The following is a 25,687-nucleotide window of genomic DNA, read 5'->3' on the forward strand; positions in this document are numbered from 1 at the left end:
GTTGCTCGCGCCGTTCCCCGCGCCCCTTCGGGGCGCCCCGGGAATGCCGCGCAGCGGCATGTGAGGGGCGCGGGGAACTGCGCGAGAAGCCCCACCGGCCCGCAGCCGGAATCCGGGCCCTGAAGGGGCGCGGGGAACTGCGCGAGCAACCGACCACCGGGCCGCACCCAAACACCCGGCCGAACAGGGGCGCGGGGAACTGCGCGACCAGCCCCCACCGGCCGCAGGCCAACGACGGCCCCCTTTAGGGGCGCGGGGAACTGCGCGACCAGCCCACCACCGGCCCGCAGGTGAACACCGTGCCCTGGAGGGTCAGCCCACCGGCCCGCAGGTGTACACAGCGCCCCGGGGGGGGGCAGCCCACCGGCCCGCCGGCGAAGGCCGGGCGAACCCGGCGTCAGCCCCGGTGGCGGCCGCGGGTTCGCCACGCCGTGCGCAGTTGGCTCGCCAGGAACAGGGACGCCAGGGTCGGGATGGTCGCCCGGTAGCAGTCCGGGGTCGTCCAGGCGTACGCGGACGCCGGGACCAGGACCGTCAGGGCCGCCACCCGCAGGCCCCACCAGCGGCGGCCGCGGGGGACCGGGATCGCCGGGGTGCCCAGGTCCGTGGAGAGGGAGTCGCGGATGCCGCGCAACACGCCCCGGCGGGCCAGGAGTTGGGCGCCCGGCGCGGTGCGCAGGATCTCGTCGTGGTCGCCGAAGCCCGGCGGGATCGCGGGCAGGCCGAGCGCCGCCACCAGGTCGGCCTGGCGGCCGGCGGGGGAGTCCGCGCCGCGCAGCAGCGCCACCAGCGGCCGGGCGTCGCGGACCGCGAACGCCGCCGCCAGGGCCCGCGCGGTCGCGGAGGCCGCCGCGTGGTCGGTGACGGGAGCCGCCGGGTCCCACTGGTGGGCCGCGGTCTCCGTACCCTTCTGCACGAGCGTGAGCCCGTACCGGGAGCCGCTGCGGCGCAGGACCAGCGCGGGCCACTTCTCGCCCGTGGTGAAGCTGCCGGCCGCCGCCGTCAGCCGGTCCTCGCGGCTGAGCGCCGCGCGCCGGCCGGGGACGGGGTCCGGGACGAGCTCCACGTAACTGGTGCCGGGCCGGGCGGGCGCGATCCGCAGGGAGACCCCGCACATCAGCGCGGCCTCGGCGACGGCGTGCGGGGGCGCGGCGGCTATCGCCAGGGTGCGCGGCTGCCCGGGGCCGGCCGGGGCGGGGGCCGCGGGCGCGGTGTCCGGCCGCCCGGGCCGGGAGAACAGCGGGGTGCGCGAGGCCAGTTGCATCCGCACGCCCGAGCGCAGCTCCACGAACTCGGTGCGCGGCTCGCCCAGATACGCCCACGGATACGTCCGGGCGCCCACCCCGATCGCCCGGAACACCTCCAGCGCCTCCTCCCACCGCTCGTGCAGGATCAGCATCAGGACGAGGTGGTTGCGGAAGTCCGCCGCGTCCGGGTCGCCCGGCTCGTACCAGGTGGACAGCTCCAGGCCGCGTTCGACGGCCGCGTCGATCCTGGCCCGCTCGACGGGGCTCTGGCGCGGGTCGTCGGAGACGACGACGTACTCGACGGCGGCGAGCAGCGGCAGCGCGTGCAGTTTGGAGCCGGGCAGGGCGCTCCCGGCGGCCCGCTCGGCGAAGGCGAACATCTCGCCGTGCGAGCCGTACCACTTCTCGGAGAGGTACTGCAGGGCCGCCGCGTGGCAGCCGTAGTGGTGCGGGGCGCGGGCGACGGCCTCCGCCCAGTACGCGTCGAACACCTCGCGCGAGGCCTGGCTGCCCCGGGCGTGGGTGAGGGCGATCTGCCAGGGCACCGGGTCGGTGGGGTTGAGCCGGGCGGCGGCCGAGGCGACGGGGACGGCGTCGCCGAGCAGCGCGAAGAACGCCTGGAACTGCTCGGCCGCCACGTCCTGGGCGCGTGCGGCGCTGCGCACCTCCCACGCCTGGTGGACGCAGAGCTCGGCCTTGACCAGGACGGCGTCGGGGTCCTCGGGCGACTCGGCGAGCCAGTCCTCCAGCCAGCCGGGGCTGTGCAGGGCGGCGGTGGCGAGCTGGGTGACGTAGGTGCTGCGGCGCTCCCACTCGGCCCGCTCGCGGGTCCCGGCGAGCAGGGCGGCGGCGGGGCCCCGGTCGCCGGCGTGCACGGCTGCGAGCGCGTCGCCCATCGGGCCGTCGGGGGCGTCGAGGGTGACGGCCTCGTCGGGCGGCAGGTCCGCGCCCACGGTCGAGCCGTGGCGGAGCATACGGGGCATGGAGAGCAGCGAACGCAGGTGCACGAGTGATTATTGAATCAGTGACCTTCCGGGGACGGGCCCCGGGTCCGGGTCCGGGTCCGGCGGGGGCGGGCCCGGGCCGGGAGATCGCTGGTTTGACCCCGGGGGAGGCGACCCGTAGCCTTGACCCTCGGCGTGTTTCCATGCGCGCCCGCCTCTGAGCACCTCCCTCCCGGCGACCGTCCGCGGTCGTGGGGAGAGGCCGCTCGTCCATTCCGGATCGTCACGGGCCCGCCCGTGCGAGCGGCTGGCTTCAGAGGTCCCGTCCCGAGTGAGAGAGAGATCCGCGTGTACGCCATCGTGCGCAGCGGTGGTCGCCAGCACAAGGTTGCTGTCGGCGACATCGTTGAGGTTGACAAGATTTCCACTGCCAAGGTTGGCGACACGGTCGAGCTCTCGACCCTGCTCGTTGTCGACGGTGACGCTGTGACCAGCGACCCGTGGGTGCTGGCCGGCATCAAGGTCACGGCCGAGGTCGTGGACCACCACAAGGGTGCCAAGATCGACATCCTTCGGTACAAGAACAAGACCGGTTACCGCCGTCGCCAGGGCCACCGCCAGCAGTACACGGCGATCAAGGTCACCGGCATCCCCGCGGCTGCGAAGTAAGGGACTGAGGAGACATGGCACACAAGAAGGGCGCATCGTCCACCCGGAACGGTCGCGACTCCAACGCTCAGCGGCTCGGTGTGAAGCGCTTCGGCGGTCAGACCGTCAACGCCGGTGAGATCCTGGTCCGCCAGCGTGGCACCCACTTCCACCCGGGCGCCGGTGTCGGCCGCGGTGGCGACGACACGCTGTTCGCCCTGGAGGCCGGCGCGGTGCAGTTCGGCACCCACCGAGGCCGCAAGGTCGTGAACATCGTTCCGGTCGCCTGACCGGTTCCTACGTGAGGCGGACCTCACTTCCCGTACGGGTTCCGTACGGGAAGCAGGTCCGCCTTTCGCGTGTTTCCTTAGAAACACGGCATTACCCAGACATTCCGTACTCCCCCGGCCCTCGCCGGGGGGACCCCCTGGAGGCAAGCCCATGACCACCTTCGTGGACCGCGTCGAGCTGCACGTCGCCGCGGGTAACGGAGGCCACGGCTGCGCCTCCGTTCACCGAGAGAAGTTCAAGCCGCTCGGCGGCCCCGACGGCGGCAACGGCGGCCGCGGCGGCGACGTCATCCTGGTCGTCGACCAGTCGGTGACCACGCTCCTCGACTACCACCACAGCCCGCACCGCAAGGCCACCAACGGTGCGCCCGGCGCCGGCGACAACCGCTCCGGCAAGGACGGCCAGGACCTGGTCCTGCCGGTCCCGGACGGCACCGTCGTCCTCGACAAGGACGGCAACGTGCTCGCCGACCTCGTCGGCCAGGGCACCACCTTCATCGCCGGCCAGGGCGGCCGCGGCGGCCTCGGCAACGCGGCGCTCGCCTCCGCCCGACGCAAGGCCCCCGGCTTCGCGCTGCTCGGCGAGCCCGGCGAGGCCCGTGACGTGGTCATGGAGCTCAAGACCGTCGCGGACGTGGCCCTCGTCGGCTACCCGAGCGCCGGCAAGTCCTCCCTGATCTCCGTGCTCTCGGCCGCCAAGCCGAAGATCGCGGACTACCCGTTCACCACCCTGGTCCCCAACCTCGGCGTGGTCACCGCGGGCTCCACCGTCTACACCATCGCCGACGTCCCCGGCCTCATCCCCGGCGCCAGCCAGGGCAAGGGCCTGGGCCTCGAGTTCCTGCGGCACGTCGAGCGCTGCTCGGTGCTCGTGCACGTCCTGGACACCGCCACCCTGGAGTCCGACCGCGACCCGGTCTCCGACCTCGACATCATCGAGGCCGAGCTCAAGAGCTACGGCGGCCTCGACGACCGGCCCCGCATCGTCGTCCTCAACAAGATCGACATCCCGGACGGCAAGGACCTCGCGGACATGATCCGCGGCGATCTGGAGCAGCGCGGCTACCAGGTCTACGAGGTCTCGGCGGTCGCCCGCACCGGTCTGAAGGAGCTCTCCTTCGGCCTGGCGAAGATCGTGGCCGAGGCGCGTGCCGCCAAGCCCGTCGAGGAGGCCACCCGGATCGTCATCCGCCCCAAGGCGGTCGACGACGCGGGCTTCACGGTCACCTACGACGAGGCGGCCGAGGTCTACCGGGTGCGCGGCGAGAAGCCGGAGCGCTGGATCCGCCAGACCGACTTCAACAACGACGAGGCCGTCGGCTACCTCGCCGACCGGCTCAGCCGCCTCGGCGTCGAGGACCAGCTGATGAAGGCGGGCGCCCGCGCGGGCGACGCCGTCGCCATCGGCCCCGAGGAGAACGCGGTCGTCTTCGACTGGGAGCCGACGATGATGGCGGGCGCGGAGATGCTCGGCCGCCGCGGCGAGGACCACCGCCTGGAAGCCCCCCGTCCCGCCGCGCAGCGCCGCCGCGACCGCGACGCGGAGCGCGACGAGGCACAGCAGGAGTACGACGACTTCAAGCCGTTCTAGGCGCCTTCCTGGAAGCGTTGTCGGTCGGCCGCAGGTCCGCTGCGGCTGAGCGCGCAGTCCCCCGCGCCCCTGGGCAGTCAGGGGGGCGGGGGACTGCGCGAGCAACCCAGCACGGTCCGCGGACGAACGAACCCGGCCGCCCGCCAGAGGGCTTTCGGGAAGGGGCGGGGCGGGGGAAAACCCCGCGTCCGGCGGCCCCCGGGGCGACGGCATACTGGACACGTTCAGCAAACGTACGATGTCCACCGAACGTCAAGGAGTAGCCCCCCGTGCGTAATCCCGAGGCACCGAGACTGCTGGGGGTCTACCGGCGGGCCGTGCCCGAGAGCGTCCGCAAGGCGATCGTCTCGCAGGTCGACGCCGACATGCGGCGCCGCGTGAAGATGCGTATCGCCGGTGGCGCCGCCGTCGCCGAGAAGATGCGCGCCGCCCGCGTCACCAAGCGCTACCAGACCCTCGCCTCCGGCCCCGACCGCGCGGTCGTGCACGTCGGCAAGGACCCCAAGGTCGCGCTCGTCACGCCCGGGGTCACCCCGCTCCAGGCCCGCCGCGCCAACCTCGACGCCGTGCTGCGCGCCCTGCACGCCGCCGGCCTCGACCACTTCTGCGTGCGCGGCCGCTCCGAGACCGCCGCCGCCGTCGCCGTCCGCGAGGACGACCGTACGGCCGTGCTGAAGGTGCTGGAGGCGCTCTGCGGCGACCAGCCCGGCTACGTCACGCACGTCAAGGGCAACAACCCCGTCCCCGAGGCCTCCCTTCCGGGGTACGAGGACGGCACCTGGCGCCGGTTCAGAAGCGCCGGGACCGTCCGGGTCACCTGGTACCGCACGGATCCCACGCACCGCCTGATCCTGGGCAACCGCTACGGCTGCGACGTGGAGTTCTGGCACGAGGAGGACGGGCAGCTGGTGCCGCCGCGCGTCGGCAAGCTCGCCGAGTCGCTCGCCCTGACGGGCGCCACCGCCCGGGTCTCCGAGGCGTACTTCACCCACCTCGCCCCGCGTGAGGCCCCCGACGCGGCCCAGGTCCCCACCCGCGCCGAGTTCGCCATCCACCCCACCGACGAGATCACCTTCCCCATCGACGTCGTCTACACCTGGGTGAACGGCGCCGACCCGGCCTGGCTGCGCCGGCGCGCCGCGTTCACCGGCGAGACCTACCACGCCGAGGCCGCCAACGCCGCGCGCTACCTCAGCCGCGACGAACTGCGCTACTCGCTGCGCTCGCTGCACCTGTACGCGCCCTGGGTACGCAACGTCTACCTCGTCACCGACGACCAGACGCCCGAGTGGCTGGACACCACCCGGCCCGGCATCAAGGTCGTCAGCCACAAGGAGATCTTCCGCGACCCGGCGCTGCTGCCCACCTTCAACTCGCACGCCATCGAGAGCCAGCTCCACCACATCGACGGCCTCGCCGAGCACTTCCTGTACTTCAACGACGACGTGATGCTCGGCAACGAGGTCACCCCGCAGGACTTCTTCCTCTCCAGCGGCCTCACCAAGTTCTTCCCCTCGCCCGCGCTCGTACCGCTGGGCGCGCGGACCCCCGAGGACCCGCCGGTGGCCGCCGCGGGCAAGAACAACCGCCGGCTGATCGAGGAGCGGTACGGGGCGGTGGTCGTGCAGAAGATGAAGCACATGCCGCACCCGCTGCGCCGCAGCCTGCTCACCGAGATCGAGACGGAGTTCGAGCCGGAGTACCGCTACACCGAGGCGAGCCGGTTCCGCTCGGAGGACGACATCTCCATCTCCTCCTCGCTGCACCACTACTACGCGTACCACACGCAGCGCGCGGTGCCCTCCGAACTCCCCTACACCTACCTCGATCTGACGCACCCGTGGACGGAGACGCGGCTGGGCCGCCTCCTCGCCAACCGGGACAAGACGGTGTTCTGCGTCAACGACACGGTCTCCACCGAGCAGGACGTGCACGAGCAGAAGGATCTGATCACGCCGTTCCTGGACGCGTACTTCCCGGTGCCGAGCCCGTTCGAGAAGGACTAGCGCCCACCGGTCGGCGCGACCGGAACGAAGAGGGGCCCGCCCCGGCCGTCCGGCCGGGGCGGGCCCCTCTCTCCGTGTCCGCCGCGTCAGTCGCGCTCGTACCGGGACTTCACCGGGAAGTACGCGCTCAGGAACGCCCGCAGGACGCGGTCCTGCTCCTCCACCGACACCTCCGCGTCGGCGGACTCACCGATGCAGAACGTGTCGTGGCCGCGCTCGGCGAGCAGCCGGGTCAGCACCGTGTGGTGGTCGTAGTTGCCCACGTTGATGTAGCTGCACGAGATCGCGCTCGGCACCGAGCTGCCGGTCAGGTAGCCGTAGTGGTGGTGGAGCGAGGACGTGATCGACAGGTCCGAGTTGGCGCGGAAGGGGTTGGCCGCGGTCCGGCCCACCTCCTCGGGGAACTTGTCCGCGATCTCGGTCAGCACACTGCGGCGCAGCGGGTGCGGCGCGTGCAGGAAGCTGTTGGTCGCCACCCGCCCGAACGCCTTCTCCAGCAGCGCCCGGTTGTTCTTGGCGGCCGCGAAGTAGCCCTCGTCGTCCGGGGACGGCTCGGTCGGCGGGACGGTGGTGGGCGAGCGGAAGAACTTCGCCACCCCGTTGCTCAGGAAGAACGACGACGGCGCCAGCGGACGGCCGATGAACACGTCGTCGTTGAGGTAGAGGAAGTGCTCCGCGAGACCCTCGATGCGGTACAGCTGGCTCTCGATGGCGTGCGAGTTGAACGTCGGCAGCCAGGCCGGGTCCTTGAAGATCTCCCGGTGGCTGACGACCTTGATGCCGGGCTGGGTGGTGTCCAGCCACTCCGGCGTCTGGTCGTCGGTCACCAGGTAGATGGTGCGCACCCAGGGCGCGAACATCTCCAGGGACCGCAGTGAGTAACGCAGCTCGTCGCGGTTGCGGAAGCGCACGTCACCGCTGTCGGCGTCGTTGGTCGGCATGTTGCGGCTGCGGCGCACCGAGTCGCGGCGCTCCTGCCAGGCCGGGTCGGTGTCGTCGACCCAGGTGTAGACGACGTCGATCGGGTAGTCGACGTCCCACATCAGCTGCTTGGTGAACTGTGCGAGCGTCGGGTAGTCGCGCTCGCCGACCCGCAGCTTGGCCGTGGCCTCCAGGTTGGGCAGGCGGCGCCCGAGCAGGGTGGTCAGCCGGGGCGTCTCGCGCCAGCCGTCCTCCTCCGACTCCGCCCAGAACTCCAGACCGCAGCCGTAGGCCGGGCCGTAGCGCAGGGTGCGGCTCTCGGAGGTGATCGGCTTGAACACCCGCAGGCCCGCCACCTCACCGACGCCGTCGAGGCGCTCGGCGAGGACCGCGCCCGGGGCCGCGCCGCGCGGGGTGACCAGCTCGGCGTAGACCGGCTTGCCGTGCAGGGCCGTCGACATGGCCTCCAGGACCCGGCGGCGCATCTCCACGGGCACGGCGACGCGGTGGGCGACACCGACGTCGTGGCGCAGCAGGATGTACGGGATCCCCGCGTCCTCCAGGACCTTGGCGGTGATCTCCAGGTTGATCTGGGCCATGCGCGGGCCGGTGATGTCGTCGCGCTGCTCGGCGAGGCGGCCGGCCGAGCGGATCAGCGTCCCGCTGCGGTCCTGCGCCTGGATCATCACCTCGCGGGCCTTCTGCTCGTCCGCCGAGTTCGACAGGGCCGAGACGGGGGCGGCGACGCTGAAGCTGCGGGTGCCGCCGGCCGCGATGCGCAGCGCCGTGCGGTCGGCGCGCTGGGCGAGGCGCTCGGGGGTGTCGCGGCGGGCCACCAGCTTGGTGAAGAGCTCCTCCCAGCGGGAGGTGATGTCCTCGCCGCCGAACCGCTCGTACACGCCCTTGCGGGCGGCCTTGCCGAAGGCGTGCCGGGTGTCGTCCTCGCCCATCAGCCGGGACATCGCGGCGGCCAGCGAGTCGATGTCGCCGGGCGGCACCAGCAGACCGTCCACGTCGTGGCGGATGATCTCGGCGGGCCCGGTGACGATGTCGTACGCGATGACCGGCACGCCGGCCGCGAACATCTCCAGGAGCACCAGCGGGAACGCCTCGTTGCGCGAGGGCAGCAGGCAGACGCTGGCCTTGGCCCACTCCTGCTCCATCTGCGAGGAGCGGCCCACCAGTTCGATGCGCGAGTGCATGCCCAGGCCCTCGACGAGGCGGCGCAGACGCACCTCCTGCGGGCCGTCGCCGAAGATCCGCAGCTGCCAGTCGGGGAAGTCCGCGGAGATCCGGTGGAAGGCGTGGATGGCGTGGTCCAGCTGCTTCTCCGGGGTCATCCGGGCAGCGAGGACGATCGTCCTGGACTCCAGGTCGGCGCGCGGGCGGTAGCCGTCGGGCACCGCGTTGGGGATCGCGGCCAGCTCCGGCGCGGAGTCGCGCAGCGAGTCGGAGAACCAGTCGTTGGTGCGCTCGGTCAGCGACACCAGCGCGTCCACGCGCGGGCCGTAGACCAGCAGCGGCTCACCGGAGACGCCGCGCAGCTGGGAGGCGCGGTGCTCCTGGTGCACGGTGACGACCCGGGAGGGGGCGAGCTCGGCGGCGGCGGCCAGCAGCGCCGGGGTCGTGGTGATCAGCACGTCCGAGTCGAGGGAGCCGAGGGCGGCCGTCATCTCGATGTCGGAGAGCCGGTCGAACGTCGACTCCCAGGACGGCTTGATGATCTCGCTCGGCAGCGACTCCAGGGTGCGGCAGGCGTTCTCGTCCAGCGAGCTGGGTCGCACCGGGCGTCCGTACGCTTCGGTCCTGTCCACCAGGTAGCGCCGCTTGACCTGCTGGGCGGCCGAGAAGAACGGCTCCGGGCGGGTCTTGAAGACGCTCAGCACCTCGACGTCGTGCCGGGGAGCGAGATGGATCGCCTGGGTGTAGGCGGCCATCTCGGTGCCGCCCATCTCGTCGCCCCAGGTGAGCAGAAACGTGATCTTCATGCAACTTCCTCTGCGCCACGGGGGGCGGTTCCGAATCCGGTACAGGACACGGCGAGCACGCCGGCCGGTGTGACGTAGGCGTGCACCCGCGCGAGCGAACCGTTGTCGAGAGCGACGATACGGAACGGCGTCCGGTAGACCTGCTTGGGGTGACGCACATCGGTCAGCCGCCGGGCGATCTTGATCCGGTTCCCGCCGGCCTTCAGGTGCATGTCCCAGGTGCGGGTCGCGCGGCCGACCGCCATCTCGGCGAGCGGTACGTCGAAGGTGAAGCGGTCACCGTCCCACACCACCGCCGCCGCGGCCGACTTGCCACCGCGCCGCAGCACCGCCTCCGCGGTGTACTCCTCGACGGGGGCCTTGGGCGCGATGAGCCGGCCGTGCACCACGATCCGGTCCCAGCGCAGCTCGAACGAGGCGAGCTCGGCCTGGTGGCGCGGGCCGCGCACGTTCAGCATGGAGCGGCCGTCCACCGAGCGGACCGGACGGAAGACCGCGCCGCTCGTCGGGGACGGCGACGTGGACAGGGTGGGGCCGTCGGAGGTCTCCACCGGAGCCGAGGCGATCTTGGCCCGCAGCTCGCGGCCGTCACTGCCGGTGACGACGACCTCCATCCGCCACATACCGGACGAGAGCACCGGACCACGGGTCGCGGTCTCCGACGGATCGTCATGGCGCAGCGGAACGGTCGCCGTCAGAAGGAGACTTCCGTCACTCTGCGGCTCCTGCTCCAGCTCCACGTGGACGACCTTGCGCCCGCGCGACATCTCCAGATGAGCCGCCCCGACCGCCTCGGCACGGCGCGGGAACGTCACCGCGAAGTTGAGGGTGCGCCCACCGGAGACCGAGAAGTGCACCGGTCGCAGCAGCGGACGCGGCTTGACTCCGTCGATGGCCGGTACGGTATGCATCTGCTCGACACGTCGGCGCATACGTACTGCCGCGCGGCGCGCCCGCTTGGCGGCGCCCACCGCATAGGGCAGCAGTGAGTCACTCACGGTGAACCTAGCTCTCGTCTGGGCTAATGGTCAGCGTTGCATGCTGCCAATAATGCGTAAGATCGGCAAGTTGCTTCGTAATTCTATCGATGCATCACGATTGCATCATCGAGTGGAACCCCATCGGAGTTTCCGCCCTCTCCTCGGGTGGCGGTCTGCTTGATCGCAGATGAACGTGGAACGGGGAGTGGGAGAAAGACATGGGACGCTGGCCGAAGACGGGACGCCAAGTGGCCTCCCGGCGTACCGTGCTGGCTTCGCTGGCGGGGATGGTGGCAGCGGGGGCGATCGCCGGGTGTGACAGCAAGCACCCCTCGGCCCGGGGCGCCGCCGCCGTCACCAGTCAACCACCGAAGCCGGTGTCGCTGCTGCCGGTCGACCACCGCAGCAGCTTCGACACCCCCGGCCGCCCGCTCGCCATGGCGATCGTCGCGCACCCGGACGACGACCTGTTCTTCATGAACCCCGACACGCTCCACACGATCGAGCGGGGCGTCCCCGTCGTCTCCGTGTACGTCACCGGCGGCGGCTCCTTCGGCGTCAACCAGGCACCCGGCGAGCCCAAGGCCCGCCCCGACGTGCCCGCCTACGTCTCCGCCCGCCAGCAGGGCCTGCGCCAGGCGTACGCCCGCATGCTCGGCGCGACCCTGTTCACCCCGTGGACGCGCACCGCGCTCAAGCTGCCCGGCGGACGCGAGGCCGAACTCAACGTCCTGGAGTACGAGGGCCGCCGCGCCGAACTGATCTTCCTCGGCGTGCGGATGCACGAGAAGACCGGCCGCGGCTGGGTCGGCATGACCCAGCTGTGGAACACCCCCGGCGTGGTCCTGCGCACCCAGCCCACCCCCGAGTCGCCGGTCCGCGAGAAGTACACCTACAGCCGCGACGAACTCACCGACGCGCTGCTGTTCCTCCTGCGCAAGTACCGGCCCACGCTCGTACGCACCCTCGACCCGGACCCCGACGCCCAGGTCCACGACAAGCTCCACCCGCGCGGCAGCGACCAGGTCGGCTACTCCGACCACCCCGACCACACCGCCGTCGCCCTCTTCACCTGGCGCGCCCTCGCCCAGTGGGGCCAGGGCAGCAGCGAAGGCACCCGCACCCCCGGCTTCCTCACCGAGGCCTTCCGCGGCTACTACAACCAGCGCTGGCCGTACAACCTCCCCAATGACACGGTCCACCAGAAGACCGAGTACCTCAACGCCTACGGCGGCGCCTCCAGCTGGCAGTGCGGCAACGCCTCGGGCTGCGGCGACTACTCCGTCGGCCTCAACGGCGTCCTGAGGTCCAAGAAGGGCTGGGTCCGCTCCACCCACCGCCGCTACCCGACCGCCGGCCCCAAGGTCGTCATCGACGAGGACGGCCGGATGAGCACCTACGCCGTACTCGGCACCCGCGCCGCCCGCTGGCGCGAGTCCGGCCCCTACAGCGGGGGCTGGGGCGCCGCCGAGGACCTCGGCGGCGGCCCCCTCGCCCCCGCCCTCAGCGCCGTCGTCGCCGCCGACGGCCGCCACCTCGTCCTCGGCCTGCGCTTCACCGGCCTCGGCTCCACCGACAAGGACGACACCCGCGAGATAGTGGTCCTCCAGCAGAAGAGCGCCGGCGGCGCCTTCGAAGAGCGCTGGACCAGCCTCGGCAACCCCGAGACCGACCCCCGCCGCTCCCGCCTCACCGGCCCGCCCACCGCGGTCGCCGCCCCCGACGGCACCATCCACGTCTTCGTACGCAACGCCGCCAAGGGCGTCAGCACCCGCGTCCGCGACAAGCAGGGCACCTGGTCGCCGTGGCAGAAGCTCACCGGCGGCGGACAGATCCAGGAAGGCCTCACCGCCACCGTCGACGGCGACGGCCGCATCCACGTCTTCGGCTCCGCCTTCGGCTGGGTCGAGCACTGGACCCAGAAGAACCCCGGCGGCCCCCTCGTCCGCGGCGTCCGCGGCCTCAAGACCCGGCCCGGCGACGCCCCCGACGCGGTCACCGCCCAGGACGGCTCCGTGCTGCTCGCCTTCCACAAGCCCTCCAGCGACCAGATCAACGTCGCCCAGCTGCGCGGCGGCCAGGCCGGCCGCTGGACCGAACTGCCCGACCAGAAGGTCACCGGCTACGGCCCCGTCGCCCTCGTCGACGGCCAGGACCTCGCCACCGGCGGCGTCATGCTGACCTCCCGCAGCGGCACCGGCTCCATCGAGATGGTCGACAGCGGCAAGCAAGTCACCCTCCACGGCGACGCGTCCTCCGGCTTCATGGTCGGCGCCCCCGCCGTCGTCCAGGGCGCGAGCGAGGGCGTCGCCCTCGTCACGCTCAACCTGAACACCACCCCCGCGGTCACCAGGGTCCCCCCGCGCGCGGGCACCGTCTGAGCGACACACCGGTCCGCCCCGCCCGGCCGGGGCGGACCGGAGGACAGCGGGGGCGCGCGCACAACTCCCGTACGCCTCATATGTCCCGGCCCGCACCCCCGTGCGTCGGTTCGCGCCTCCAGGACCGCCCGCCCGTCCTTACGCCGCCCACACCTTCGTACGAAAAGTCACAGGAGCGGCCGCACCCGCCCCCGCCCCACGCCCCGGACCGCCTCCTAGACTGTCCGTATGACTTGGATGATCACAGGCGGTGCCGGCTACATCGGATCCCACGTGGTGAAGGCCCTCGTCGACGGCGGAGAAAAAGTCGTCGTCCTCGACGACCTCAGCACCGGCGACCCCGCCCGGCTGCCCGAAGGCGTCCTCCTCGAACGCGGCACCGTCCTCGACCGCGCCGTCCTCGACCGCGTCCTGCGCGAGAACGACGTCGACGGCGTCATCCACATCGCCGCCAAGAAGCAGGTCGGCGAATCCGTCGAACGCCCCCTGCACTACTACCGCGAGAACGTCGAAGGCCTGCGGACCGTCCTGGAAGCCGCCGCCGACGCCGGCGTACGCCGCTTCCTGTTCTCCTCCTCCGCCGCCGTCTACGGCATGCCCGACATCGACCTCGTCACCGAGCAGACCGCATGCCTGCCCATGAGCCCCTACGGCGAGACCAAGCTCGCCGGCGAATGGCTCGTCAGCGCCGTCGGCAAGGCCCACGGCATGGCCACCGCCTCCCTGCGCTACTTCAACGTCGCCGGCGCCGCCACCCCCGACCTCGGCGACCCCGGCATCTTCAACCTCGTCCCGATGGTCTTCGAACGCCTCACCGAGGGCAAAGCCCCGCTGATCTTCGGCAACGACTACCCCACCCCCGACGGCACCTGCGTACGCGACTACATCCACGTCGAGGACATCGCCGGCGCCCACCTCGCCGCCGCCCGCCGGCTCGCCGCCGACCCCGAGGCCGCCCTCATCCTCAACATCGGCCGCGGCGAAGGCGCCTCCGTCGCCGAAATGGTCGACATCATCCGCGATGTCACCGGCATCACCGAGCCCGCCCCCGAGGTCGCCCCCCGCCGCCCCGGCGACCCCGCCCGCGTCGTCGCCTCCGCCGAGCTCATCACCAAGGAACTCGACTGGACCGCGCGCCACGACATCCGCGCCATGATCACCTCGGCCTGGGAAGGCTGGCAGCTGCGCCACCCGCGCGACTGACCCCCTCCCGCCCCCTCCCGGACGGCTACGGGGGCCCCGGGCCCCGGCTCCCGGGCCCCGGCTCCTGGGCCCCCGGACCCCGGCCCCCGGACCCCACTGGCCCCGGCCCACCGGGCGGGGGGCGAGTCCGCCCGGCCGGGGCCCGTGGGCCCGTCCACTCGCCGGGTGGGCGGACCCCCGCCCGGCCGGGGGTCCGCCCACCCGGCGGGGACCCGTGGCCTGTCCGCCCCGGCGGGGCCTGCCCGCCCGGCCGGGGGGGGCACGCCCACCCGGCGGAGGGGTCTGCCCACCCGGCGGGGCTCGTCCAACGCTCGAAACGGCCGTGCGCCCCCACCCCGGCCTGACATAGATTTCCCGGTGTGACAGTGGCAAGGCAGTACGTGACCCAGGCCCGCAGGATCGTCGTCAAGGTGGGCTCGTCCTCCCTCACCACCGCCTCCGGCGGCCTCGACGCCGACCGCGTCGACGCCCTCGTCGACGTCCTCGCCAAAGCCCGCAGCGGCGGCGAGAAGGAAATAGTGCTGGTCTCCTCCGGCGCCATCGCCGCCGGACTCGCCCCCCTCGGCCTGCGCCGCCGCCCCACCGACCTCGCCCGCCAGCAAGCCGCCGCCAGCGTCGGCCAGGGCCTCCTCGTCGCCCGCTACACCGCCTCCTTCGCCCGCTACGGCGTACGCGTCGGACAAGTCCTCCTCACCAGCGACGACACCAGCCGCCGCGCCCACTACCGCAACGCCTACCGCACCCTCGACCAGCTCCTCGCCATGGGCGCCCTCCCCGTCGTCAACGAGAACGACACCGTCGCCACCGACGAGATCCGCTTCGGCGACAATGACCGCCTCGCCGCCCTCGTCGCCCACCTCGTCCGCGCCGACCTCCTCGTCCTCCTCTCCGACGTCGACGGCCTCTACGACGGCGACCCCAGCACACCCGGCACCACCCGCATCGGCGAAGTACACGGCCCCGACGACATCGCCCACGTACAGATCGGCAGCGCCGGAAAAGCCGGCGTCGGCACCGGCGGCATGGTCACCAAGGTCGAAGCCGCCCGCATCGCCGCCGCCGCCGGCATCCCCGTCGTCCTCACCTCCGCCACCCACGCCGCCGACGCCCTCGCCGGCCGCGACACCGGCACCTACTTCCACCCCACCGGCCGCCGCTCCGCCGACCGCCTCCTTTGGCTCGCCCACGCCTCCACGCCCCAGGGCCACCTCGTCCTCGACGACGGAGCCGTCACCGCCGTCGTCGAACGCCACTCCTCCCTCCTGCCCGCCGGAATCGCCGCCGTCGGAGGCGAGTTCAGCGCCGGAGACCCCGTCGAACTCCGCGACACCACCGGCCGCGCCATCGCCCGCGGCCTCGTCAACTTCGACGCCAAGGAGATCCCCCAACTCCTCGGCCGCTCCACCCGCGAACTCGCCCGCGAACTCGGTCCCGCCTACGAGCGAGAAGTCGTACACAGGGACGATCTGGTCGTCCTGCACCCCTGAAACGGCTGAAAGTCCGGCCTTCGGACCGACACCTTCACGAAAACCGCCCCGCGACCCTGCCAGGACTGGTCAACTTTGTTGCGGGGTACTCGCGGGGAGACCCACGGGGTGGCCCGCAGGGTGCCCACGGGGAGACCCACGGGGTAACCCGCGGGTGACCTGCGGGGTGGCCCGCCGGGTGACCTGCGGGATGGCCCGCGGGGGGTACGACAACGCATCGCAGCATCACAGGAGGCCGCCGGTGAGACGAGCGCGCCCGGGGGCGGCGCCCCGAGTCGGGGGAACCCACGCCCGCAGGGCCGTGGGGGAGGACGGGCGGACCCTGACCAGCGTGGGCACGGGGACCGACATCACACAGACCGAGGAGCGGGAGAAGCCCGGAGACACCCCCAGGCTCTGGCACATCACCCTCAGCGTCTCCGGCGCCGAAACCCCGCTCAAAGAGGTCCGCCGCGGCCTCGAGCAGCTCGCCCACGACCACCCCTTCTTACTGACCAGCAGATACGCCGGCGACCACGCCGAGATCCGCTACTGGGAAGAAGCCCGCGACCTGCACGACGCGGCGGCCGTCGCCCTGCGCCTGTGGGGCGAACACCGCTCCACCGCCAAACTCCCGCCCTGGGAGATCGTCGGCCTGGAGGTCATCGACCGCGAGACCTACCACCAACGCCTCGCCGAGGGCTACGGCCCCCCTCCGGCCGCACCCGTGGGGGTCCATCCCTTTTGAGGGGTGAGGCCGGAGGGGGCGGCAGGGGACGGGGTGGGGGCTGAGGGGTCGGTGCTGGAGGGGCCGGCAGCGGGCGGGCCGGTGCCGGCCGTGCCGGTGGTGGGCAGTCTGGTTCTGGACGCGCCGGTGGTGGACGTGCCGGTGGTGGCCAGTCTGGTTCTGGATGCGCCGGTAGGGGGCCGCTCGGTTCTGGCTGCGCCGGTAGGGGATGACGCGGTTCTGGACGCGCTGCGGCTGGGGGCATGGCTTTGGACGCGCCGGGTCCGGGGGGGCGTAGCTCTGGACGCGCCGGGTCCGGGTGACTCGCCTTCCGGAGCGCCGCCACCGCCCGCGATCCCCGACGCCCACGGGCCCGTACGACCCGGTCGATACGCCCGACCCGCACCCCCCGCACGACCGGACCGTGAGAGCCCCGTCTCGGCACGTGGAATCCGTGCGGAACACGGCCGCCCGGCGCACTACCCTGCGGACATGAGCGCGTTTTCTCCCGACGAGAACCAGTCCCCGGTCACCCAGGCAGCCCACCGGGCCCGCACGGCCGCCGCCGATATCGCGCCATTGCCGCGCTCGGCCAAGGACGACGCGCTCCTGGCCATCGCCGACGCCCTCGAAGCCCGCACCGAGGAGATCGTCGAGGCCAACGCCCTCGACATCGCCAAGGCCCGCGACGCCGGGACCAGCGAGACCGTCATCGACCGCCTCACCCTCACCCCCGAACGCGTCCGCGCCATCGCCTCCGACGTACGCGACGTCGCGGCCCTCCCCGACCCCGTCGGCGAAGTCGTCCGCGGCTCCACCCTCCCCAACGGCATCGACCTGCGCCAGATCCGGGTCCCCCTCGGCGTCGTCGGCATCATCTACGAAGCCCGCCCCAACGTCACCGTCGACGCCGCCGCCCTCTGCCTCAAGTCCGGCAACGCCGTCCTGCTGCGCGGCTCCTCCTCCGCGTACGAGTCCAACACCGCACTCGTCCGCGTCCTGCGCGACGCCGTCGCCGGCACGGGCCTGCCCGCCGACGCCGTCCAGCTCGTCCCCGGCGAATCCCGCGACTCCGTACGCGAGTTGATGCGCGCCCGCGGCCTCGTCGACGTCCTCATCCCGCGCGGCGGCGCCTCCCTCATCCGCACCGTCGTCGAGGAGTCCACCGTCCCCGTCATCGAGACCGGCACCGGCAACTGCCACGTCTACGTGGACGCCCAGGCCGACCTCGACATGGCCGTCGACATCCTCATCAACTCCAAGGCATCCCGCCCCTCCGTCTGCAACGCCGCCGAGACCCTCCTCGTCCACCGCGACATCGCCGACGCCTTCCTGCCCCGCGCCCTCGACGCACTCGCCGAGGCCGGCGTCACCGTCCACGGCGACCCGCGCGTCCAGGCCTACGCCGACGCCACCAAGGCGACCGTCGTCGCCGCCACCGCCGAGGACTGGGAGACCGAATACCTCTCCTACGACCTCGCCGCCGCCGTCGTCGACTCCCTCGACGCCGCCGTCGCCCACATCCGGCAGTGGACCTCCGGCCACACCGAGGCGATCGTCACCACCTCCCAGGCCGCCGCCCGCCGATTCACCCAGTTGGTCGACTCCACCACCGTCGCCGTGAACGCCTCCACCCGCTTCACCGACGGCGGCCAGTTCGGCTTCGGCGCCGAGATCGGCATCTCCACCCAGAAGCTCCACGCCCGCGGCCCCATGGGCCTGCCCGAGCTCACCTCCACCAAGTACATCGTCACCGGCGACGGACACGTGCGATAACGGGATGGACCCGGCCGGGGGAGCGGGGCGGCCCCGCCCCGCGCGCCGGGCGGGGGGCGGCATCCGGCGTGTCAACCGACGGGGAGAGTTCGGACACTCCCTGCCCAAAACGTCCGCTACGGGGCTAGTCTGAACCCGTGCCGGACGACGTGGGGGGCAAGCCGTTCCCGAACGGCTGGGAGCCCGACGACGACCGCGGAGGCGCGGACGACGCGTTCGCCTCCGTGGTCTTCGACGAGGACTTCGTACGGGCCGCGCAGATCCACGAACCGAGCGCCGTGGAACGGCTGTTGGCCGCCGCGCAAGCCCGCGCCGAAGCCGAAGCGGCCCGAGCCCGCGCCGGCGCGGGAGCCGACGACGACTTCCCCTACCCGGCCCGCGACACCGACGCCTACGGCACCGCCTTCTCCGGCGGCGCCGACGCCGGCCCCTACGGCCCGCACGGCGGCGTACTGCGCCCCTACCGCGGCCGCGCCCGCTGGCACCGCCCCGTCGCCTGGCTGCTCGCCCTGATCATGGGCATCGGCATGGTCGCCCTGGCCTTCGCAGCCGTCTACCGGGGCGGCTCCAACAGCCGCGAGGACCCCGCCCCGCCCCCCGCCACCAGCAACGTGGACAAGTCCGGACCACCCATTCCAGCCACCGCCGGCCCCACCGCCTCGGCGGACTACTCGGCCCCAGCGGTCGCGGCCGTACCCCGACGACCTTGAGGGCGGGGGGGTGGGGGCCCTCCCCCCCGGCCCCCACCCCCTCCCCGCCCACCCCCCGCACCCCACCCACCCCACGCCTGACCAGGCCCTTCCCCCGCGTCGACGGCGATCTGACCGTCTTCTGACCAGGCTCTGACCCCACCCCGCACAACCGCGTGGGAACTCGTCAGAACTTGTCGCGTAGCAGCGCGTTTACCGGCCCCTCCCGCGACCTACCCTGAAGGTATGGCAGGGCGTGGAGAGCCACCCGAGGGGACCCCGGAGGGCCTCCCCGGCGGAGGTGAGGACGAGTACCGATCCGTCGTGTTCGACGAGTCGTTCGTCCGCGCTGCCCGCCTGCAGGAGTTCTCCGCACAGGAACGGATGCGCGAGCACGCGCGCGCGGTGCGCAGCCGGTCCAGCTGGTCCTTCAGGCCCTTCACCAAACAGATAGTCGCGCTGGCCGTCCTCCTCTTCATCGCGTTCGGCACCGCCGTGTACATGGGCCTGCGCCACCCCTACCAGCCCGGTGGCGGCAGCGTCACCGCCGAGCCCCTGCGCATGACCGTCATACCCCTGGCCCCGCAGACCGTCGTCCCCGGCATCGACGTCGCCCGCCTCTTCGACCACAGCCCGGCCGCCCAGTTCCGCACCGGCGCCGACGGAATCAACCTCCCGGCCGTCCGCAGGACCGCCCACTTCTCGGAGAGCCAGATCATCGCCGGTGTCACCACCGCCAAGGAGTATCTGGTCCAGTCCTCCCTCGACCCCCAGGTCCTGACCGGGAAGTCCGTGCACCAGGTGCGAGCTCTGCTCGATCCCGAGCTGGTCACCCAGTTCGACCAGAGCATCGACAACCCCGCCGACGACGGCCGGCACGCCGCCACCGGCTGGCTGGTGCGCTTCGATCCGGCCAAAGTCGCACTGGCCGACACCGGGGTGCGTGTGCAGGGCACCTTCCGCTACGCCGAGTCCGGCCGGGACACCCTCGACGTGACGTCCGACCACACCTTCACGTACGCCCTGCGGCCGGCCGCCTCCGGCCAGGACAAGACCGCCTCGCTCTTCACCGTCCGCCGCGAGCTGCACTTCCGCTTCGACCGCGACGACCTGCGGCTGCACCGGGTCGAGCTGCAGTTCAGCTATGTGGAGGCCGGACCGCAGGCCTGCTCGGCCGATGTCTCCGCACAGCTGCGGCCGCTGCTCGCGGGCGAGCGGACCAGCGCGACCGGCCCGGCGGGCACCGACCCGTACGCGACCGGTCCCGCCACCGCGGCCCTCTGCGGCACCCTCGCCACCAGCGCCCAGCCGACGCCGTAGAAACCCTCGAACAGCTCCAAGCGTCCCCAAGCGTCCCTCGGCCTTCCTGACCCTCGGCCTTCCTAAGCGTCCCGACCCGGCCCCTCCTGTGCCCCGCCCGGTCCCTCACCGTCCGCCACCGGGCCGGAAGGCCGGTCCTGCTGACCGTCCCGCTCCCCGCCCTTCGGCCGGTCCGAGGCGCGCGAGGCGGACCCCGCGCCCGTGAACTTGCCGTACAGCTTGCCGCCCAGGTCCGCCGTGCCGCCGGCTATGTCGCCGACCAGCTTCATCAGCGGGTCCTTGCTCGTGCGGACCGTCTCGGCGTACGAGGCGGCGGACTCGCGGAACGAGTCGGAGACCGACGTGTCCTTGTCCTCCTCACGACGGGGATAGTGGCCGTCCATCAAACGCTGGTAGTCACGGCTCTCGGCCCACTTCTTCAGCTCGGCCGCGCGCACGGTGGTGAAGGGGTGCGAGCGGGGCAGCACGTTCAGGATCTTCAGGACGGAGTCGCGCAGGTCGCCGGCCGCCTCGTACTCCTCGGCCTGCTCCAGGAACGCGTCCACGTTCATCTCGTGGAGGTGGTTGCCGCCGGCTATCTTCATCAGGCCCCGCATCGAGGCCTGGAGGTCCTGGCCGACGAGCAGTCCGGCCCGGTCGGCGGACAGCTCCGACTTGCGGAACCACTCCCGCAGCGCCGTCACGATCGCCATCACCGCCACGTTGCCCAGCGGGATCCAGGCGACCTTCAGCGCCAGGTTGGTGAGGAAGAGCAGGATCGTGCGGTAGACCGAGTGGCCGGACAGGGCGTGGCCCACCTCGTGGCCCACGACCGCGCGCATCTCCTCCTCGTCGAGCAGCTCCACGAGGCCGGTGGTGACGACGATGATCGGCTCGTCAAGGCCGATGCACATCGCGTTGGGCCGGGGGTCCTGCGTCACGTACATCGCGGGGACCTTCTCCAGGTCCAGGAGGTAACAGGCGTCCCGCAGCATCGAGTTGAGGTGGGCGAACTGGGCGTCGCTCACGCGCACGGAGTCGGAGAGGAAGAGCAGGCGCAGGCTGCGCTCCGGCAGCAGCCCGCTGAGCGCCTTGAAGACCGTGTCGAAGCCGCTGAGCCTGCGCAGCGCCACCAGCGCCGACCGGTCGGCGGGGTGTTCGTAGGCCCGGGAGGAGATCCCGGGGAAGCGGCGGCGCTGCCTGCTCGGCACGCTGTCCTGGAAGTCGTCGGTCATGGTGTCCCCCTGTCGGAGAGTCTCGGCTCGTCCCCCTGACGACATCCACCCTAGGCGGTGGGGCTACCGTGGGGCGGGGGCCTGTGGATAACCAAGGAGACACCTGCCATGACGGACGCCGTCACGCTTCTCGCCGCCGCCTCGGACCAGCAGGGACCCGGAAATGTGCTGCGGATCCTGCTGCTGGTGTCGATCTTCGGTGCGGGCGGCCTCGCCTGGCTGCTGCTGCGCGGCTACCGGTCGGACGACGGTGGCGACGCGGCCGCGGCCGAGCCGGACGGCGAGCCGGGCCGGGGCGCGGGCCCCGACGCGGAGGGCGTCGTCAAGGACTGAACGGCTGAGTCGGCGTGAGAGTGCCCGGGCGGCCCGCATACGATGTGCCCGAAGTCTCCGCTCCGACTCCCGGATAGGTCCTGCTGACGATGAGCCTCACCAGCACCGCCGCCACGCATCTGGTCACCCTCGCCGAGGGCGCCGAGCACGGTGGCAACCACGAAAGCCTCAGCCCGTACGTCACCGGTGGCGGCGCGCTGTTCGCGCTGCTGCTCCTGCTGTGGATCACCACGCGCTTCAACCGCGACCGCTGAGTCGGGGCGTTTCCACCGGGCCAGTAGGCTCTGCACGCATGGGAGAGCAGGAAGTGCCTACCGGTCCGGTCAAGCGGCGCATCGGCGTGATGGGCGGAACGTTCGACCCGATCCACCACGGACACCTGGTGGCCGCCAGCGAGGTGGCGTCCCAGTTCCATCTGGACGAGGTCGTGTTCGTACCGACCGGGCAGCCGTGGCAGAAGAGCCACAAAAACGTCTCCGCGGCCGAGGACCGGTATCTGATGACGGTCATCGCGACCGCGTCCAACCCGCAGTTCTCGGTGAGCCGGATCGACATCGACCGCGGCGGCGCGACGTACACCGTGGACACGCTGCGGGATCTGCGCTCCCTCAACAGTGACGCGGACCTGTTCTTCATCACCGGCGCCGACGCGCTCTCGCAGATCCTCACGACCTGGCGTGACGTGGACGAGCTGTTCTCGCTCGCCCACTTCATCGGGGTGACCCGGCCGGGTCACATACTGACGGACGACGGTCTGCCCGAGGGTGGGGTGTCGCTGGTGGAGGTGCCCGCTCTGGCCATCTCGTCGACGGACTGCCGGGCGAGGGTCGCGCAGGGCGACCCGGTCTGGTATCTGGTTCCGGACGGTGTGGTGCGCTACATCGACAAGCGCCAGCTCTACCGCGGCGAGTGAGAGAAGGGCACCCGGTGAACGACCGACAGGACCCCTACGACCCCTATGCGCCGCAGGTGCGGCTTGTCGGTTATGACGAGTACGGCCAGCCGGTGTACCAGCAGGTGCCCCAGCAGGGTTCGTACGACCCGTACGGCCAGGCCCAGCCGCAGCAGACCCAGCAGACCCCCCAGTCCCAGCAGGACCATCAGGCTCACGGGCAGGGGCAGCAGCACGGTCAGCAGGGCGGTTACGGGTACGACCCGTACGCCCAGCAGCAGCCCTCGTACGACTACGACTATGACTACGACCGTAGCTCTGGTTCTGGCTCCGGTTCGGGTCCCGGTGCCGGCTCGGGATACGACGCGTACGGGCAGCCCGCCCAGCCCCCCGTGCCCCAGCAGCACCAGGGGTACGGCTATGACACGCAGCAGTGGGGCCGCGAGCAGCCCCAGGCCCCGGCCGCCCAGGCGTCCGCGCAGGCGCAGGCCCCCGTGCGGGAGGCCGAGCCCGAGCCCGAACCGGTGGCCGAGCAGGTCCCGGTGCTGCCGCAGCAGCGCAAGGACGAACGCGACTACCGCACCGAGCAGTTCTCGTTCATCGAGGAGCCCGACGAGGACTCCGAAGACGTCATCGACTGGCTGAAGTTCACCGAGAGCCGCACCGAGCGGCGCGAGGAGGCGCGGCGCCGCGGCCGCAACCGGGTGGTCGCGCTGGTCGTGGTCCTCGCGCTCGCGGTGGTCGGCGGTGTCGGCTACCTGTGGGCGGCCGGCAAGCTGCCCGGTCTGTCCTCGTCCTCGGACTCCGGGAAGCCGGCGGTCGCGGTCGGGGCGCAGAAGCGGGACGTGATCGTCGTCCATCTGCACAACACGCAGAAGGGCGGCACCTCCACGGCGCTGCTCGTCAACAACGCGACCACCAAGCAGGGCACCACCGTCCTGCTGCCCAACACACTGGCCGTCTCCAACGACGACGGCACCCGCACCACGCTGGGCAAGTCGGTGGACGGCGACGGCTCGCAAGGGACCCGCGAGGCGCTCGGCACCCTGCTCGGCACCAAGATCACCGGCACGTGGCGGCTGGACACGCCGTTCCTGGAGAACCTGGTCGACCTGGTCGGAAACATCGACATCAGTACGGATGCCGACGTGCCCGGCACCAAGGCGGGCTCGGCCCCCGTGGTGAAGAAGGGCGAGGACCAGACGCTGACCGGGCAGATGGCCGTGGCGTACGCCACGTACAAGGGGCCCGGTGAGGCGGAGGCCAAGCAGCTTCAGCGGTTCGGGCAGGTGATGTACGGGGTGCTGCGCAAGATCTCGGACGATCCGAAGGCCGCGACGATCACCGTGCAGACGCTGGCGCAGATCCTCGACCCCTCGCTGCCCGAGGCCGATCTCGGTGGCGCGCTGGCCAAGCTGGCCGAGCACGCCAAGGTCGGGGCCTACAAGACGGCGCTGCTGCCGGTGCAGCAGGACGGCACGCTCAGCGCGCAGGCCGGTGACAGCGTGGTCAAGGACATCCTGGGCGGTTCGGTCACCGCGCCCGACAAGGGTTCGGCGGTCCGTGTGGGCGTCAGCAACGCCAGTGGCACCCCGAAGGCCGCCGAGAAGGCCCGGGTCGCCCTGGTGAACGGCGGTTACGCCGTCATCGACGCGGGTGGCACGGGTACGGCGGCGTCGTCCTCCGTCACCTACGGTGACGCGGGCCAGAAGGCGAAGGCCGAAGAGGTGGCCAAAACGCTGGGGCTGCCGGCCGGAGCGGTCCGGCAGGGCAAGGCCGCGGCCAACGCGGACGTCACCGTGGTGCTCGGCAAGGACTACAAGATCAAGTAATCCTTTCGGGGCTGTCGGCGGTCCGTGAGACCCTGGAGAACGATCTGAATCGATCTGACCGCCGACGAAAGCCAGCTTGTGACCGCCACGGACCGTTCCATCGAGCTCATCACCGCCGCCGCCCAGGCGGCCGCCGACCGGCTCGCGCACGACATCATCGCGTACGACGTCAGCGACGTGCTGTCGATCACCGACGCCTTCCTGCTCGCCTCCGCCCCCAACGACCGCCAGGTCAAGTCGATCGCGGAGGAGGTCGAGGAGCGCCTGAACAAGGAGCTCGGCGCCAAGCCGGTGCGCCGGGAGGGCGACCGCGACGCCCGCTGGATCCTGCTCGACTACGTGGACATCGTCGTGCACGTCCAGCACAGCGAGGAGCGCGTGTTCTACGCCCTGGAGCGGCTCTGGAAGGACTGCCCCGAGCTGCCGCTTCCCGAGGACGCGCTGAAGACCCGCGGCAAGGCCGCCGAGCACGCCCAGCTGCACGGTGGGACGGAGGAGGGTGAGCTGAGCTGAACGGCAGCGACACGAAACCGGGCCGCGGCCGCCGCGTCGTCCTGTGGCGGCACGGCCAGACCGCCTGGAACCTGGAGCGCCGCTTCCAGGGCTCCACGGACATCGAGCTGACCGAGGCCGGTCTCGGCCAGGCACGCCGCGCGGCGCGCCTGCTGGCGGCCCTGAAGCCGGACGCGATCATCGCCTCCGACCTCCAGCGGGCGGCGGCGACCGCCCAGGAGCTGGCCGCCGTGTGCGGGCTGCCGGTGACCCACGACGCCGCTCTGCGGGAGACGTACGCGGGCGCCTGGCAGGGCCTGACGCACGAGGAGATCGTCCAGCGCTACGGCGAGCAGTACGCGGCGTGGAAGCGCGGCGAGCCGGTGCGCCGGGGCGGCGGCGAGCTGGAGACCGAGGTGGCCGACCGTGCCGCCCCGGTGGTGCTCGCGCACGCCGACAAGCTGCCCGACGACGGCACCCTGGTCGTGGTCAGCCACGGCGGGACCATCCGTACGACCATCGGCCGCCTCCTCGGCCTGGAGTCGCACCACTGGGAGGGCCTGGGCGGGCTCTCCAACTGCTGCTGGTCCGTCCTCGGCGAGGGCGCGCGCGGCTGGCGCCTGCTGGAGCACAACGCCGGCACGCTCCCCGAGCCGGTCTTCGGCGACGACGACTGAGGACCGGGCCGACCGGGCCGGAGCCGGCCGTGCCGCGGCGGCCTGCGGGCCGCCGCCGGGCGCGCCGGGG

At 72.1% G+C, this 25,687-nt stretch carries 21 protein-coding genes; 17 read left to right on the forward strand and 4 right to left on the reverse strand.

The genetic code is table 11. The annotated features are described in order from the left end of the window. Positions 1–397 precede the first annotated feature (397 nt). On the reverse strand, positions 398–2,230 hold the full coding sequence (locus tag ABZ404_RS33470; protein ID WP_358991230.1) for a hypothetical protein: 1,833 nt from the start codon (positions 2,228–2,230) through the stop codon (positions 398–400). Between the two features lie 309 nt (positions 2,231–2,539). Here ABZ404_RS33470 and rplU point away from each other — a divergent pair, with 309 nt between their 5' ends. The 4 genes from rplU (at position 2,540) to ABZ404_RS33490 (ending at position 6,726) form a co-directional block, all read left to right on the forward strand. Continuing rightward, entirely contained in the window at positions 2,540–2,860 is a 321-nt protein-coding gene (rplU, locus tag ABZ404_RS33475) for a 50S ribosomal protein L21 (RefSeq protein ID WP_015033583.1), read from the forward strand. A 14-nt stretch (positions 2,861–2,874) separates the two neighbouring features. Then, a complete protein-coding gene (gene rpmA / locus ABZ404_RS33480) occupies positions 2,875–3,129 on the forward strand; it encodes a 50S ribosomal protein L27 (RefSeq protein WP_108955339.1) in 255 nt (84 codons plus the stop codon). 151 nt (positions 3,130–3,280) lie between these two features. Next, positions 3,281–4,720 carry a GTPase ObgE gene (obgE, locus tag ABZ404_RS33485; RefSeq protein WP_358835757.1) on the forward strand — a complete coding sequence of 480 codons (1,440 nt, stop codon included), beginning with the start codon at positions 3,281–3,283 and terminating at the stop codon, positions 4,718–4,720. 269 nt (positions 4,721–4,989) lie between these two features. Then, positions 4,990–6,726, forward strand: a complete 1,737-nt coding sequence (locus ABZ404_RS33490; RefSeq protein WP_358835758.1) for a stealth family protein — start codon at positions 4,990–4,992, stop codon at positions 6,724–6,726. 86 nt (positions 6,727–6,812) lie between these two features. Here ABZ404_RS33490 and ABZ404_RS33495 read toward each other — a convergent pair whose 3' ends face one another. Together ABZ404_RS33495 and ABZ404_RS33500 are read right to left on the reverse strand one after the other, a co-directional pair. Continuing rightward, entirely contained in the window at positions 6,813–9,635 is a 2,823-nt protein-coding gene (locus ABZ404_RS33495; protein ID WP_358835759.1) for a stealth conserved region 3 domain-containing protein, read from the reverse strand. Continuing rightward, on the reverse strand, positions 9,632–10,633 hold the full coding sequence (locus ABZ404_RS33500) for a hypothetical protein (RefSeq protein WP_358835760.1): 1,002 nt from the start codon (positions 10,631–10,633) through the stop codon (positions 9,632–9,634). Before ABZ404_RS33500 ends, ABZ404_RS33495 begins: the two co-directional genes overlap by 4 nt. A 200-nt stretch (positions 10,634–10,833) precedes the next feature. Here ABZ404_RS33500 and ABZ404_RS33505 point away from each other — a divergent pair, with 200 nt between their 5' ends. The 7 genes from ABZ404_RS33505 to ABZ404_RS33535 all read left to right on the forward strand — a co-directional run bounded on the left by ABZ404_RS33505 (position 10,834) and on the right by ABZ404_RS33535 (position 20,177). Continuing rightward, entirely contained in the window at positions 10,834–12,996 is a 2,163-nt protein-coding gene (locus tag ABZ404_RS33505) for a PIG-L family deacetylase (RefSeq protein ID WP_358835761.1), read from the forward strand. 228 nt (positions 12,997–13,224) lie between these two features. Continuing rightward, positions 13,225–14,199 (forward strand): UDP-glucose 4-epimerase GalE, encoded by a 975-nt coding sequence (gene galE, locus ABZ404_RS33510; protein ID WP_358835762.1) that lies wholly within the window; start codon positions 13,225–13,227, stop codon positions 14,197–14,199. A 359-nt stretch (positions 14,200–14,558) separates the two neighbouring features. Then, on the forward strand, positions 14,559–15,686 hold the full coding sequence (gene proB / locus ABZ404_RS33515; protein ID WP_358836979.1) for a glutamate 5-kinase: 1,128 nt from the start codon (positions 14,559–14,561) through the stop codon (positions 15,684–15,686). A 241-nt stretch (positions 15,687–15,927) separates the two neighbouring features. Then, positions 15,928–16,413, forward strand: a complete 486-nt coding sequence (locus tag ABZ404_RS33520; protein ID WP_358836978.1) for a hypothetical protein — start codon at positions 15,928–15,930, stop codon at positions 16,411–16,413. Between the two features lie 471 nt (positions 16,414–16,884). Then, on the forward strand, positions 16,885–18,168 hold the full coding sequence (locus ABZ404_RS33525; RefSeq protein ID WP_358836977.1) for a glutamate-5-semialdehyde dehydrogenase: 1,284 nt from the start codon (positions 16,885–16,887) through the stop codon (positions 18,166–18,168). A 137-nt stretch (positions 18,169–18,305) separates the two neighbouring features. Further along, positions 18,306–18,878 (forward strand): hypothetical protein, encoded by a 573-nt coding sequence (locus ABZ404_RS33530; protein ID WP_358836976.1) that lies wholly within the window; start codon positions 18,306–18,308, stop codon positions 18,876–18,878. 225 nt (positions 18,879–19,103) lie between these two features. Further along, positions 19,104–20,177, forward strand: a complete 1,074-nt coding sequence (locus tag ABZ404_RS33535; protein ID WP_358836975.1) for a hypothetical protein — start codon at positions 19,104–19,106, stop codon at positions 20,175–20,177. Positions 20,178–20,239: 62 nt separating this feature from the next. Here ABZ404_RS33535 and ABZ404_RS33540 read toward each other — a convergent pair whose 3' ends face one another. Then, positions 20,240–21,391, reverse strand: coding sequence for a M48 family metallopeptidase (locus ABZ404_RS33540; RefSeq protein WP_358836974.1), 1,152 nt, complete (start codon positions 21,389–21,391; stop codon positions 20,240–20,242). A 108-nt stretch (positions 21,392–21,499) separates the two neighbouring features. Between ABZ404_RS33540 and ABZ404_RS33545 the strand changes: the two genes are divergently transcribed. From ABZ404_RS33545 to ABZ404_RS33570, 6 genes are all read left to right on the forward strand, one after another. Then, on the forward strand, positions 21,500–21,724 hold the full coding sequence (locus ABZ404_RS33545; RefSeq protein ID WP_358991234.1) for a hypothetical protein: 225 nt from the start codon (positions 21,500–21,502) through the stop codon (positions 21,722–21,724). A gap of 89 nt (positions 21,725–21,813) precedes the next feature. Beyond that, positions 21,814–21,978: a hypothetical protein gene (locus tag ABZ404_RS33550; protein ID WP_190092478.1), complete on the forward strand. Its 165-nt coding sequence runs from the start codon at positions 21,814–21,816 to the stop codon at positions 21,976–21,978. Between the two features lie 38 nt (positions 21,979–22,016). Then, positions 22,017–22,637 (forward strand): nicotinate-nucleotide adenylyltransferase, encoded by a 621-nt coding sequence (gene nadD / locus ABZ404_RS33555; RefSeq protein WP_358837545.1) that lies wholly within the window; start codon positions 22,017–22,019, stop codon positions 22,635–22,637. Between the two features lie 14 nt (positions 22,638–22,651). Continuing rightward, positions 22,652–24,448 (forward strand): LCP family protein, encoded by a 1,797-nt coding sequence (locus ABZ404_RS33560; RefSeq protein ID WP_358837546.1) that lies wholly within the window; start codon positions 22,652–22,654, stop codon positions 24,446–24,448. Positions 24,449–24,526: 78 nt separating this feature from the next. Next, the gene (gene rsfS / locus ABZ404_RS33565; RefSeq protein ID WP_358837547.1) at positions 24,527–24,961 is read left to right on the forward strand and encodes a ribosome silencing factor; all 435 of its coding nucleotides are present in this window, start codon (positions 24,527–24,529) and stop codon (positions 24,959–24,961) included. After that, complete coding sequence (locus tag ABZ404_RS33570; RefSeq protein WP_358837548.1) at positions 24,958–25,617, forward strand: histidine phosphatase family protein; 660 nt, start codon at positions 24,958–24,960, stop codon at positions 25,615–25,617. Before rsfS ends, ABZ404_RS33570 begins: the two co-directional genes overlap by 4 nt. Positions 25,618–25,687: the final 70 nt, after the last annotated feature.

The organism is Streptomyces sp. NPDC005878 (assembly GCF_040629815.1).
In the GTDB taxonomy this organism is placed as follows: Bacteria; Actinomycetota; Actinomycetes; order Streptomycetales; family Streptomycetaceae; genus Streptomyces.

Coding starts and splice junctions, on each gene's coding strand:
- ABZ404_RS33470 (WP_358991230.1), bottom strand. CDS start 2,230: ATGCCCCGTATGCTCCGCCACGGCTCGACCGTGGGCGCGGACCTGCCG.
- rpmA (WP_108955339.1), top strand. CDS start 2,875: ATGGCACACAAGAAGGGCGCATCGTCCACCCGGAACGGTCGCGACTCC.
- obgE (WP_358835757.1), top strand. CDS start 3,281: ATGACCACCTTCGTGGACCGCGTCGAGCTGCACGTCGCCGCGGGTAAC.
- ABZ404_RS33495 (WP_358835759.1), bottom strand. CDS start 9,635: ATGAAGATCACGTTTCTGCTCACCTGGGGCGACGAGATGGGCGGCACC.
- ABZ404_RS33505 (WP_358835761.1), top strand. CDS start 10,834: ATGGGACGCTGGCCGAAGACGGGACGCCAAGTGGCCTCCCGGCGTACC.
- galE (WP_358835762.1), top strand. CDS start 13,225: ATGACTTGGATGATCACAGGCGGTGCCGGCTACATCGGATCCCACGTG.
- ABZ404_RS33525 (WP_358836977.1), top strand. CDS start 16,885: ATGAGCGCGTTTTCTCCCGACGAGAACCAGTCCCCGGTCACCCAGGCA.
- ABZ404_RS33535 (WP_358836975.1), top strand. CDS start 19,104: ATGGCAGGGCGTGGAGAGCCACCCGAGGGGACCCCGGAGGGCCTCCCC.
- ABZ404_RS33540 (WP_358836974.1), bottom strand. CDS start 21,391: ATGACCGACGACTTCCAGGACAGCGTGCCGAGCAGGCAGCGCCGCCGC.
- ABZ404_RS33545 (WP_358991234.1), top strand. CDS start 21,500: ATGACGGACGCCGTCACGCTTCTCGCCGCCGCCTCGGACCAGCAGGGA.
- ABZ404_RS33550 (WP_190092478.1), top strand. CDS start 21,814: ATGAGCCTCACCAGCACCGCCGCCACGCATCTGGTCACCCTCGCCGAG.
- nadD (WP_358837545.1), top strand. CDS start 22,017: ATGGGAGAGCAGGAAGTGCCTACCGGTCCGGTCAAGCGGCGCATCGGC.